At 45.6% G+C, this 12791-nt stretch carries 9 protein-coding genes; 4 read left to right on the plus strand and 5 right to left on the minus strand.

Annotated features, from left to right (window positions below):
- The first annotated feature begins 8 nt into the window (after positions 1–8).
- From AC5YB3_RS00825 to AC5YB3_RS00840, 4 genes are all read left to right on the plus strand, one after another.
- The gene (locus AC5YB3_RS00825; RefSeq protein WP_494526322.1) at positions 9–2336 is read left to right on the plus strand and encodes a glycoside hydrolase family 13 protein; all 2328 of its coding nucleotides are present in this window, start codon (positions 9–11) and stop codon (positions 2334–2336) included.
- Positions 2333–4624: an alpha-amylase family protein gene (locus AC5YB3_RS00830; protein ID WP_494526323.1), complete on the plus strand. Its 2292-nt coding sequence runs from the start codon at positions 2333–2335 to the stop codon at positions 4622–4624. The genes AC5YB3_RS00825 and AC5YB3_RS00830 overlap by 4 nt, the downstream gene beginning before the upstream one ends.
- Before the next feature lie 182 nt (positions 4625–4806).
- Positions 4807–5190 carry an SMU1112c/YaeR family gloxylase I-like metalloprotein gene (gloA2, locus tag AC5YB3_RS00835; protein ID WP_006081510.1) on the plus strand — a complete coding sequence of 128 codons (384 nt, stop codon included), beginning with the start codon at positions 4807–4809 and terminating at the stop codon, positions 5188–5190.
- 315 nt (positions 5191–5505) lie between these two features.
- On the plus strand, positions 5506–5715 hold the full coding sequence (locus AC5YB3_RS00840) for a hypothetical protein (protein WP_006081509.1): 210 nt from the start codon (positions 5506–5508) through the stop codon (positions 5713–5715).
- A 21-nt stretch (positions 5716–5736) separates the two neighbouring features.
- On the opposite strand, the gene AC5YB3_RS00845 is transcribed toward AC5YB3_RS00840, so the two are convergent.
- From AC5YB3_RS00845 to AC5YB3_RS00865, 5 genes are all read right to left on the minus strand, one after another.
- Positions 5737–7236, minus strand: a complete 1500-nt coding sequence (locus AC5YB3_RS00845; protein ID WP_494526324.1) for an FMN-binding glutamate synthase family protein — start codon at positions 7234–7236, stop codon at positions 5737–5739.
- A 9-nt stretch (positions 7237–7245) separates the two neighbouring features.
- Positions 7246–8475, minus strand: coding sequence for a thiamine pyrophosphate-dependent enzyme (locus AC5YB3_RS00850; RefSeq protein WP_494526325.1), 1230 nt, complete (start codon positions 8473–8475; stop codon positions 7246–7248).
- Positions 8476–8480: 5 nt separating this feature from the next.
- Complete coding sequence (locus tag AC5YB3_RS00855) at positions 8481–8981, minus strand: thiamine pyrophosphate-binding protein (RefSeq protein WP_494526326.1); 501 nt, start codon at positions 8979–8981, stop codon at positions 8481–8483.
- A 235-nt stretch (positions 8982–9216) separates the two neighbouring features.
- Positions 9217–10953: an FAD-dependent oxidoreductase gene (locus AC5YB3_RS00860; protein ID WP_494526327.1), complete on the minus strand. Its 1737-nt coding sequence runs from the start codon at positions 10951–10953 to the stop codon at positions 9217–9219.
- 32 nt (positions 10954–10985) lie between these two features.
- Positions 10986–11819 (minus strand): PRC-barrel domain-containing protein, encoded by an 834-nt coding sequence (locus AC5YB3_RS00865; protein WP_494526328.1) that lies wholly within the window; start codon positions 11817–11819, stop codon positions 10986–10988.
- Between the last annotated feature and the right edge of the window lie 972 nt (positions 11820–12791).

Here is a 12791-nt window from a genome sequence, read left to right on the forward strand (position 1 = left end):
GAAAGAATATGATATTAAACCTGCGGACTCTCACCACTTCCTTAGTGATTATGCTTAGCCTAGGCGCCTCTGCCAACACAGCGCAGGCAAGTTCAGGCAGTCTCTCTTTACCACTTCAAGGCACATCAAGCCAGCCTCAAGACCTGACACTTGAACCTGAGTTTTGGTGGGCGGGAATGCAAAATCCTGAGTTACAGTTAATGCTGTATAGCCGCGATTTCCCTAGCTTACCGCAGCAGCTTAAGGTTGATATCCAAGGGCACGGCATCACGCTAAAAAGCCTTGAACACATTGATAACCCTCACTATCTGTTTATCAATTTAGATCTGAGCCAAGCTGCGCCGCAAACCTTTGAGCTAATAATTTCCAACACTGACTTGGCTTCAAAAACCAGCGCTTCAAAAACCAACACGCCTCTTTATCGCCTGCCCTATACGTTGCAAGCGCGTGCTGAGGGCAGCCGTGAACGCCAAGGATTTAGCAATAAGGATGTGATTTACCTTATCACCCCGGACAGATTCGCCAATGGCGACACCAGTAATGACAATCAGGCCGATATGCTAGAGCCTGTCGCGGCTAACTCTCCTAGCCATCCCAGCAACCCCTATTATCCCGATGCTCGCCATGGCGGTGATATCGCAGGGATCAGCCAGCACTTAGCATATCTGGCAAAGCTCGGGGTGACTCAGTTATGGATCAATCCACTGCTTGAGAATAATCAAGCCCACTATTCATACCACGGTTACTCAATTACCAATTTATACCGCGTCGATCCCCGCTTTGGCAGCAATGAGGATTATAAAGCCTTAGTCGCTAAGGCAAACAAGCTTGGCCTTGGGGTGATTAAAGATGTTGTCGTGAATCATATCGGCTCTAATCATTGGTGGCTCAACGATTTACCTAGCCAAGACTGGCTCAATGACGCCACAAAAACGCCGCTAAACAATCACGAATCCAAGCCTGACTTAACTCAGTCTGCCGATACTAAATCCAGCACCATCAAATCCAGCGTTACCAGCCCCCGTTTCACCAGCCATAGGCGCACCACAGTGCAAGATCCCTACGCGGCAGCACAAGATCATATTGATTTTGTCGACGGCTGGTTTACCGACACTATGCCGGATCTGAATCAAAGCAATCCCAAACTGGCAACCTATCTTATCCAAAACAGTATTTGGTGGGTCGAGTACGCAGGACTTTCAGGGATCCGCGAAGATACTTATTCCTACGCCGACAAAGGGTTTCTCGCTAAATGGTCTAAGGCCGTAATGACTGAGTACCCGAATTTTAATATTGTGGGCGAAGAATGGACCGCAAACCCCATCACAGTGTCCTATTGGCAAAAGGGCAAAATCAATGCCGATGGCTATACCTCAGATTTACCCAGTTTGATGGACTTCCCGCTATATGAAAAATTAATTGCCAGCCTTAATGAGCCAGAAACTTGGGACACAGGTTTTATCAAGCTTTACGAGATGTTAGCCAACGATGTTGTGTATGCCGATCCCAGTCAACTAGTGCTATTTGAAGGCAATCACGACACCAATCGTATCTTCAGTTTAGTGAAAGAAAATATAGACTTATATAAGATGGCACTCACCTATGTACTGACCGCCAAACGCATTCCGCAGCTGTTCTACGGTACAGAAGTGTTAATGAGCAGCCCGACAGAAGGCCGTCACGATGGCGTTGTGCGCAGTGATTTCCCCGGCGGTTTTGCCAACAGTGCCACTAACGCCTTTACCGGCCAAGGGCTGAGTGAACCCCAGCGACAAGCACAGCAATTTGTCCGTACCCTACTGAATTACCGTAAACAATCTCCTGCGCTACAATCGGGCGATTTACTGCACTTTGTGCCGCAAGATGGCGTCTATGTGCAATTTCGCTGCGTATTAAATGCGCCATTATCTGCTGAACAAAAAGCCGAAGCGCTCAAGTCACGAATACAAAACAATTCTCTAACCCAACACAATGCCTGCACTCAGCCCTCGGCCGATAAAGTCATGGTGATTTACAATAAGAATGACAAGGCAGTCACGCTAGATATAAAGCGCTTTGCCAGTGTACTTGGCGATAGCGGCGCCGCTACAGATATCATCAGTGGCAAAACAGTTTCACTCAATCAAGCGATAACATTGCCCCATGCAGGGGTCACTATCCTCGAGCTTAAGCCTAATTCTAAGTCTAAGACTAAGTCGCCGCTGAATGCTGGCTTGCCGAGCAGCCAAGATTCAATGCGATCAAGGAGCAAAGCTAACGCTTTAACGCGCGCTCATACTAACGACACAGCTAATAACCTAGCCAAAAACTCAACTCAAAAAGGAACTCAGCCTTGAGCTTTTTATCGCCTATCGATTCCAGAGTGACTCAGAGCCAACAAGCGGCTAAATTTCCCATCGTAGCTTTACTGACCAAAGCCCCGCAGCACCGGCACTTTCGGCAATCATCACTCGGTTTATGTCTACAGTCTTTGTTTAATGCCTCTTTATCTAGTGCAGCTTTATTAACTGCCTCGCTTTTTTGCTTATCGGCCAATGCAAATGCATCTGCGCAGGCGCTTGATAATGAGTTACAGCCAAAGTCTGAGAGTGAGGTTATGACGCTAAAACCTGTGGTATATCAGATTTTTACTCGCCTTTATGGCAATAAAAACCCAACGAATAAACCTTGGGGCACGATTGCCGACAACGGTGTCGGCAAATTTAATGATATCGACGATGTTGCACTCAATAGCATCAAGGACCTAGGCGTCACCCATGTGTGGTACACGGGCGTTCCGCACCATGCCTTGATTGGTGATTACAGTGCGATTGGCGTAATTGCAGATGATCCCGATGTGGTCAAGGGACGCGCAGGTTCACCCTATGCAGTCAAAGATTACTACAACGTCAACCCCGATCTGGCGGTCAACCCCGCCAACCGTTTAGCCGAGTTCGAAGCGCTGATTACCCGTAGCCATCAACACGGCTTAAAGGTGATTATCGATATCGTACCAAACCATGTGGCGCGCCATTATCAATCGGTCAGTAAACCCCAAGGCGTGCGCGATTTTGGCGAAGATGATGATACCAGTCTGGAGTACGCCAAAAACAACAACTTCTATTACGTCGTTGATAACAGTGTGAAGGGAACGAAAGGACAAGCGCATGCCTTTGAGGTGCCAAGCTTACCCGCAGAGCTTAAACCGCTGGGCGGAGAAATTCACCCCTTAAGTGACGGTAAATTCGACGAATTTCCCGCAAAGTGGACTGGAAATGGCTCACGCTTAGCCAAGCCCGATGCTAATGATTGGTACGAGACAGTTAAAATCAATTACGGCGTACGCCCCGATGGCACCTATGACTTCCCTCGCCTGCCAGCCCAATTCGCCACTTTTACTGAGGCGCAGCATTACGCTTTCTGGGAACAACATTTAGCCGAAATCCCAAGCTCTTGGATTAAATTCAATCAGATTGCCCAATATTGGCTTGCAAAAGGAGTCGATGGGTTTCGATACGATATGGCCGAAATGGTGCCAGTGGAGTTTTGGAGTTACCTCAACAGCCAGATAAAACACACTAATCCCGATGCCTTTATCTTGGCCGAGGTCTATAACCCTAAGTTGTACCGAGATTATATCCAGCTTGGAAAAATGGATTATCTGTACGATAAGGTCGATCTTTACGACACCCTAAAAGCCGTGATGGCGGGTAAAACCAGCACAGCTAATATCGCGGCGGATCAGGCAAAAGTGCACGATATTGAATCCCACATGCTGCACTTTTTAGAGAACCACGACGAGCAACGTATTGGTAATGCATCATTTTTAGCATCGCTACAAACAAATAAACCAACGAATAGCTCCCTAGAGACCCAAGCCGTAAATCCAAACTATGCCCTGCCCGCTATGGTAGTGTCGGCAACGATAGGCACTTCACCAACGTTAGTGTATTTTGGCCAAGAAGTGGGAGAAGCCGCCATCGACAATCCTGGCTTTGGTCACGCATCACGCACCAGTATTTTTGACTATGTTGGTGTCCCCGCCCATCAGCGCTGGATGAACAATGGCAAGTTTGATGGTGGACAATCAACGGCGCAGGAAACATCGCTGCGGGCTTACTATCAAAAGCTATTGAATCTAAGCACAGGCCAAACTGCGCCTGCACTGTTAGGCCAATATTATTCACTCGATGCCGCGAATCGCAGCAAGAAGAATGCGACTCAAAGTCATATCATTGAAAATAACAGCGCTCAAAGTATGAGTACTCAAAAGAGCACTGCAAACGAAACAGGCTATGACGACAGCACCTTCGCCTTTGCCCGCTTCGAGGCGATATCTCCGACCTCAAAGCAGACTCAAAAGTTGATTGTGGTCAGTAACTTCAGTCAGACCGAATCAAAAGCCTTACAGCTCAAGCTCCCCAAAGAGCTCATACGTCAGTGGCAATTAAAGGACGGCGTTTATCCGCTTAAGGATTTACTCGAAGATCATCAAACAAGCCAGCTGCGGCTTGAACAAGGCGAAGGCAAGATAGCGCTCACCCTAGCCCCGCTGTCGTCGGCGATTCTATCGCTCACCGTTGTAGCAGATGAGCGGAAAAGTGGGTCCGCGAGTAAGCAACTGAATGAGCAAGCGGCCAAATAAGTAAGATCGAATAGGCTCGATAAATGCTGTGATCTGCTTTTACGAGATCACACATTGCGAAATAAGACCCGCCATCTTAGGATGATGGGTCTTAATCTAATAAGAACAGTTACTCTGCACAAAAGAATAAATACTTAGATGCACTGCTAAGACAATACCTTAAACGCGATATTAGGAAACCTATGTTACTCGGCATACACCACGCGGCGATTATTTGCAGCGACTATGAAAAATCCAAACATTTCTACGTGACAATTTTAGGGCTCAAGCCGCTGGCGGAACATTATCGAGCGCAGCGCAGCTCCTTTAAACTCGATCTACAACTGCCGGATTTAAGTCAAATCGAGCTGTTCTCTTTTACCAAGCCGCCACAAAGACCGAGCTATCCCGAAGCTTGCGGGCTTAGGCATTTAGCCTTTCGGGTACAATCCATTGATGCAACCGTTGCACACTTGCAGTCACATAATATTGAAGTGGAAGCCATTCGTATTGATGAGTACACAGGTAAACAATTCACCTTTTTCAGCGATCCAGACGGTTTACCCCTAGAGCTTTACCAAGTGTAAAATCCCAATAGGAACTCAAACGAGCTGCAAATATAAAAACGTGTTTAACGCTGCTATAAGGTCAAAATCCGAAGTCACTGTATCAATTGTCAATATAAGTAGCAGTTCAAGTCACAGTGTGAAGTCGCAATATGAAGAAAGCTTAATCGCCGAAGGTCTGCTTTAAGATTACACTCACAGTGCTTAAGAGCTCATATTAAGAGCTAATATTACAAGCTAAGCCAACGAACTAATATTATGAGTGTTTACTACGAGCTAATGAATGGGCTATTACGGCAAACTTAAGTCGATACAGAAGATAAGAAGGAGCAAGGCGTGCTAGATAATCCCGCGGTACTGATTTGGAGCATGCTATTTGGTGTCTTCGGCATAGGTTTCTTCACTTATGGCAAACGCCAAGGTGCACCCATCCCCCTCGTCGTTGGGATAACCCTGATGATCTACCCTTATTTTGTCAGCAACTTAATCTTACTCGTCTGCATCGGCATCGCCCTGATCGCGCTACCGTATTTTGTGAAGTTGTAAGCGTAAGAGTCAGTGCTAAAGTCATAAAATCCGCTGAGTTTTTACCACTTCAGCATAGGAATGCCATTGCTTATCCACTTTCCTATAAATTAAATTTCGATTCATTTCATCAAGTGAATGACAGCCCGAAGCCGCCAATAATGCCAAGAAATCGTCCAACATATGTTGGTGATAATTGCTGACTCTTTTCCACTTTTCAGCAACCACTAAGCCTCGCACTAATGTGGGATTATTTGTGGCGACGCCTGTCGGGCATTCATTGGTGTTGCATTTCAGGGACTGAACACAACCTAAAGCCAGCATCATACCCCGAGCGGAATTACACACATCAGCACCAATACAAAGGGCTTTAAACAGATCAAAAGCGGTAAATATCTTAGTCGCCGTAATCACTTTTATGTCTTTTTTAAGCTTGTAGGTATTGAGCGTATCCACGGCGAAAATCAGTGCATCTTCCCAAGGCATACCGACATAGTTTGAGAAATCGATGGGGGCTGCGCCCGTTCCCCCTTCCGCACCATCCACAGTGATGAAATCGGGTTTGATACCTGTTTCGAGCATTTTTTCACATATTTCAATAAACTCTTGCTTACTGCCTATGGCAAGTTTGAAGCCGACAGGTTTTCCGTTGGATAACACTCTCAATTGCTCAACAAACTGCAATAACCCTTCTGCATCGCTAAAAGCGGAATGGCCGGGAGGTGAAAGCACATCGGTATGGGGTTGAACACCTCTTATTTCAGCAATTTCCTGATTATTTTTAGCTGCGGGAAGTACCCCTCCATGCCCGGGTTTTGCACCTTGTGAGAGTTTGATTTCAATCATCTTCACCTGCTCCCAATTGGCCTTTTGTTTAAATTTTTCCGCATCGAAACAGCCATTTTCGGTGCGACAACCAAAATACCCTGTGCCGATTTCCCACACTAAATCGCCACCTTGTAAATGGTATTCGGATATTCCGCCCTCGCCGGTATCATGAAAAAAATCACCTGCTTTAGCGCCCAAATTTAAGGCTTGGATTGCATTTTTGCTCAAAGCCCCAAAACTCATGGCTGAGATATTAAACAGGCTGGCACTGTAAGGTTGTTGGCAATCTTTGCCACCAATCACAACCCGTGGCGGAGTGTCCATTTTCTTCGCCGGATAGATGCTGTGCTGCATCCATTTATAATTATCATCATATACATCGAGCTGAGTGCCAAAGGGGCGTGTTTGATTTTGCTCTTTGGCTCGCTCGTAGATGTAATTGCGATGATTCTTGTTAATGGGTTTGCCATCAGTATCGGACTCAACGAAATATTGATGCAGCTCTGGGCCTATCATTTCTAATAGATAACGCATATGACCGATGACAGGAAAGTTTCTCAGTATCGAGTGTTTTGTTTGAAATAAATCATACAATCCAAGCAACACGAGCGAAGCCACCAGCATAATCAAACCCGCTAAAGGCCAGAGTATAATGCCGATGATGGCGACAAAAATAACCAGGACAATTGTGGTGAATCGAATGGCTTGCTTCATGATGTTTTATCATAACTCCCGTAAGTATTTTAAATCGTTCTTGGTCGTATCGACGATTTCGGCAAATTTTCCATTGACCATTAATTTTGTCATCGATGCTGCAAAGCCTTTTACTTGCTCGAAGTTTAAGGTGGGTGGCATTGCCAAGGCATTGGGATCAGTAAAAATATTGATTATCGCAGGTCCCTTATGCTTGAATCCATTTACCAGTGCGAGTTCCACATCTTTGGACTCCGTCGCCTCCCATGCAGCAATGTTCATCGCCTCTGCCAATTTTATAAAATCAGGATTAACCATATCCGTCTGCCACTCCATATAACCTTCTACCCGCATTTCAAGTTTCACCATAGCTAACGAACGATTATTAAAGATGATGATTTTGACAGGAATTTGATATTGGCTAATGGTCATTAAGTCGCCGAGCAGCATTGAAATACCGCCATCGCCACAAAACGCAATCACTTGCCGGTCTGGTTGTGATAAACCAGCCCCCATCGCCATAGGCATGGCATTCGCCATTGAGCCATGATTAAAGGAGCCGGTCAGATAGCGATTGGCTCCCGCCTTTAAATAACGCGCGGCCCACACGGCGCTCATCCCCGTATCAACGGTAAATATCGCATCGTCATCGGCGAGTTTATCCACCAAATGGGCGACATATTCTGGGTGAATGTTTTTTTCAGAGCCCTTTTCTTTTACATAGCTCTCATAGATAGCTTCAATTTCTTGATGCAGTGAACGGGTTTTGTCGAGGAAATCCGTGGACGTTTTGGCATCGATTAAAGGCATGAGATCTTCAAGGGTTGATTTAATATCACCACAGTATCCAAAATCTACTTTAGCTCTACGCCCTAATTTTTCGGGTTTAGTATCGATTTGAATAATTTTGCATTTTTCGGGAAGGAACTCACTATAAGGAAAATCCGTGCCCAGCATCAAAAGGACATCGGCTTGATGCATGGCTTCAAAACCAGATTTATTACCTAACAGCCCATTTAATCCAACGGCATATGGATTTTCTTTACGCTCAAAAAATATTTTGCCTCGAAAGCTATATCCCAAAGGGGCGTTAAGCCTTTCGGCCAATGCCATCACTTCTTCAACGGCATAGCGACAACCATGGCCACAAAACAGCATCACTTTGTCATGTTCATTAATGACGCTTGCCAATTCTTGAAGCTGTTCATGACTGGGAGTTATTCTGGGTTGAGTATAGAAATTTTTATTCGCCGTATGCACAGGTTCTAAACTTGCTGAAGCCACATCACCGGGAAGCCCGAGCACAGCGACCCCTTTCTTGCTGATGGCATGCTGAATCGCCGTTTGTAAACCATTGACAGCTTGTTTAGGGGTATTGGCGAGAAACACATATTTTGAACAATCTTGAAATAACGATTCGGGTCTTGTCTCTTGAAAATTGTCCAATCCCATTTTTCAGTATGAATAGTTGAAGCAATCGCAATAACCGGATTTTCAGCTCTATTGGCATCATAGAGTCCATTGACTAAATGAACATGCCCAGGACCACTGCTGCCCATGCAACAACCGATACCATTGAGCTCAGCTTCCATAGATGCCGCATAGGCGCCCGCTTCCTCGTGCCTGACATGGATCCATTGCAGTCTGCCATCCCTTCGTACAGCATCATTGACCGGATTAAGACTATCGCCAGTCACGGCATAAACTCGCTTAACACCCGCTTCTACTAGCATTTCGACTAAATGATCCGATACGTTTTTTGACATAATTGGCTCCAACGTTTAGATAAAAAATTTCTATATTAATGACCAAGCTAGCCTGCACCTATAAAGTGCGGTTTATCTTGCCCCAGACAAAACCTGCCAGATAAAAGAGGATGCCCATGGTCGCAATCCACGTCTGAAATCGCTGTTGAGCAATTCACTTCGACCTTATCCGCCAGCATTAGCCTCATGGTCATGCATATGCCCTGCGTTATTTGTGTTTTATATCAGCCAGTCTTTATCCGGCAATCCCAAAGGCAATGGCGCTCACCGACAAAATAACAATGACTGCCAAACCAACATCCAACACGTTAGGAAGTTTGCAGTAATAAAGCACATCATCAATTTTCCCAAGGATGGTCAACACCAGAAAGTTCGACTGTGGAATGACCTTAAGTTGCGGCTCAAAAACCTTTACCGCCAGCTTGCCACTCTCGACCGCCGCCTCAATGCTCCACACATCCGCCGTCGTTTGGGTGTGAGCGCCTGCAAGTACAAGGTTGGGTATGGTCGTCTTTTGCTGTGGTAGATATTGTTGGGTGTGGGTCGAATTCACCCACTTGGGCTGCGCCGATGTTATGCCTTCTGGAGAAAACGCCCATTCATGCCAAACGGTGATGTTCACGATGGAAAAATCTTGCCAGCTTTTACCGCCGTTAGCCTTTTTGACCAATTCATCGAGGGCATGACTCTGTTTTAATTGAAATAACACTTCATCCAGAAATTGTTCCTCAGTGCATTGTTCCAGACACAGGCCATGGACTGGGCCTGGGACTTTTGAAACACACGCGGTGACAGTCCACAGTGATTGAATATCGTCCCCCAGAGGACTCGACTCTCCCCACGCTTGTTCCTGAGCAAACAGTGTCAGGTTAAAGGCGGAGTCTGAAATAACCAGCGCGCATCGTTTTCGTGGCCAAGACATTTTTTCTTTGAAGCCAATTCTGAATGACACTTGGGTATGCGGCCCCTGTTGTACCAAGGGTTTAAAAAGATTGAGTTGCGGTTTATTTTGAAGCAGCGGGGTTCTTGCCAAGATATCTGCCGCAGAAAAGGGATTGAGTGCGAGGACATAGATATCGGCCTGAACGGTTTCGCCATTGGCGAGCTCTGCCGCTGTGATGCTGTTATTCTCAAAACACAAACGATGAAGTGGGGTCTGCCAATGAAACTCGACCTGCTTTTTCTTCAGATCATCGACCCATTTATCAAACCAAACTTCACTGCTGGGTCCGTTAAGCAGCAACCATCCCATACGAGCCTTGTGTTCCCACGGCCCGCCTTCACTGTCTGCTTGATGATGATACGAATACTTGGTGACTAATTGCTTACGGAAAAAATGCGCCACATGATGGAAAGAAACATGACACCAGTCGGAACCTACCCAAGGGCCAAAAGTGGAACTCCAGGTACTCAGTGTCGAAGCGGCTAAATAAGGTCGCCAAGCTTCTTTCGCATTGATGTTGCAGTACTTTTGGCTACTTCGGGTATTTGAACACCATGCTTTTCCCATTAGCCAACACCAAAGCCATTTTTCTTTGGTCGTCATACTAAACAGGTTTTCCACATCGACATTGCCGGAGTGAGAGTCACCAAAATGAGCCGAACCTGAATTAGGCGCTAAGCCGAATACCACAGGCCGTGAAAGAATATTATCATAGAGGCTGGAGTGCTCATCAAAGGGGATTTCCTTGATGAGTTCGAAAAAATTGTTATACCAAGGGCCCATTCCATGCCAAGAGTATTCAGAAGGCATCCCCTGATCCTCTTTCCTTCTGGCACTTCTAAAAAAACCGCCCACATCCGCATTCGCCTCGAACACCTTGACTTGGTAGCCAAGTTTTGCAAATTCATGGGCTGCCGTTAGTCCAGCAATACCACCACCAAAAATTGCGACACTTTTCGATTCTGTGGCTGATTTTATTAATGATTCTGTGGCTGATTTTGTAGATGTAGACATAGATTCGGCTACCATTGATCACCTATTAATATTGTCACCGCTCGCTCTTACGCGGTGCTAGGGTGTGATTTTGCAGTTTCATGTTGCTCTTCATCCAGCCAATAACCGGGACGACCGTAATGACGGTAGATAACCATTTCAGTCTTACGATCCACTGGCATCAATGGGTTATATGGCGGAGCGTCTTTCACTGCCTGTCGTGTTAGATTGACCGACGCTTTGGCATCCGGCCAACTCACATCTTCAATCCAATCGGCAGGAATGAGCACTTGATGGCCTAGCCACCAGTTACTGGTATTCACTATTAGGTATCGAATGGCCCAAGTCTCTTCATCGATAAGCAAGTCCTCTATGTGGCCAATGTCACCGTCGCTAGCATGAATGCGGTAGTCGATTACCGCCTGACAACTACGCAGATGTGTATCGTCATCTTGGTGCTGCTCGGCTTTAACCGCCTTAACCGCTTGTGGATCTTCGTCATTGGGCCGCGAAACCAAGTCGACGTATCCCGTTAACATCAAATTCGGGTACACACTGTCGCCCCACATCCCATAACCGCCCCAATAATATGGATAGCCGTAGTACTTAAGTAAGCTGATTTCTTGCTGGCGAGAGACGGGAATTTGAGTGTTAATGTCGGGGCTGTTCTCGACTTGCTCTTTTGTGATCGAGACGGGTAATTGCTTGTCCGCCCTGTTTGCTTGGCCTATCGAGATGGGCGAAATCAATACTTTTCGACTCGAAAGCCAAGTGCCTGTATCAACAACAAGATAGCGAACGCACCAAGTTTCGTCATCAAAATAGACATCTTTGACATGCCCAATATTGCCATCTGTAGCACTGATTACGTAGTCTTCCATATGTTTAACGGTGCGTAACATAAGTACTGTATCCTTCACATGCTTGATTTTTTAACAGAGGATGCGATTTACGAATCATGGTATGCAAAAAGCAGTATTGCTGTCGGTGCGCTATAGAACATGGGAGTGATATTAATGCAGATATTAATGCAATTGATGCGCTGCCAAATGCCTATGCGTCGAGTTCGCAGCTAAATCCACACTATCACACTGAGACCAGAATCACACTGACACCAGACCTCAAGTCATTCGCCATAGAGAAAGACAATCGGTAATGTCTAAAACGGTGGAGTTCATGGCTATAGAAAAATTTTTTGAGGTTTTTTCTGAGGTCAATGTTTAGGTCAATGTTGAAATCAATATTAACAATGACATAACGCACTTTGGGTTTAGGTTCAAGCAAGGCGAATGTACTGAGTCGTTTAGCGTCAGTCCGCTTTTAGGTGCTGACAACCACTAGATAAATGTCGTTCCTGTTTAAAATGTTCACACGAGATCCCAGCGATAAATCCAACTATGCAGGCATGTCATGACATTTATAGTCAGACACGTATAAGTATGTCCCAATCACTCGATCACTCGACCTCTATTGTTATAGTGAATGAGTGTCATAGTGAATTTTTCCACGGTTGTTGGCGCTGTCCACCACATGCCTTACATGGCTTCCTAACACAGATTACTGAGCAATTGTCGCTGTTTTTGTGTTTGCACCCGCATTTTCTTTTTCTTGGATGACTTTCAGTTTTCTACGTTTTTTTTCGTTGTTGGAATCGTTCAGCCTTTCAAGGTTTTAGCCGCCAACTGAGTCATCAAAAAAATGTTAACGCACGAGGAAAATAAATAAATATTTTTATTTTCAATAATTTACATTCTACTTAATTGCGTGGATTCGTTGACAGATAGGCCTGTAAGACACTAGTGTAGAAAGAGACTACTCGTGCTGTGCATTTTTTATGAACTCTGTGAGTTCATCATTCAATGTTTAATCGAGCA

The sequence above is a fragment of the Shewanella sp. 1311 genome, assembly GCF_059338235.1.

Coding starts and splice junctions, on each gene's coding strand:
- gloA2 (WP_006081510.1), top strand. CDS start 4,807: ATGTTACTCGGCATACACCACGCGGCGATTATTTGCAGCGACTATGAA.
- AC5YB3_RS00860 (WP_494526327.1), bottom strand. CDS start 10,953: ATGGTAGCCGAATCTATGTCTACATCTACAAAATCAGCCACAGAATCA.
- AC5YB3_RS00855 (WP_494526326.1), bottom strand. CDS start 8,981: ATGTCAAAAAACGTATCGGATCATTTAGTCGAAATGCTAGTAGAAGCG.
- AC5YB3_RS00845 (WP_494526324.1), bottom strand. CDS start 7,236: ATGAAGCAAGCCATTCGATTCACCACAATTGTCCTGGTTATTTTTGTC.
- AC5YB3_RS00865 (WP_494526328.1), bottom strand. CDS start 11,819: ATGTTACGCACCGTTAAACATATGGAAGACTACGTAATCAGTGCTACA.
- AC5YB3_RS00825 (WP_494526322.1), top strand. CDS start 9: ATGATATTAAACCTGCGGACTCTCACCACTTCCTTAGTGATTATGCTT.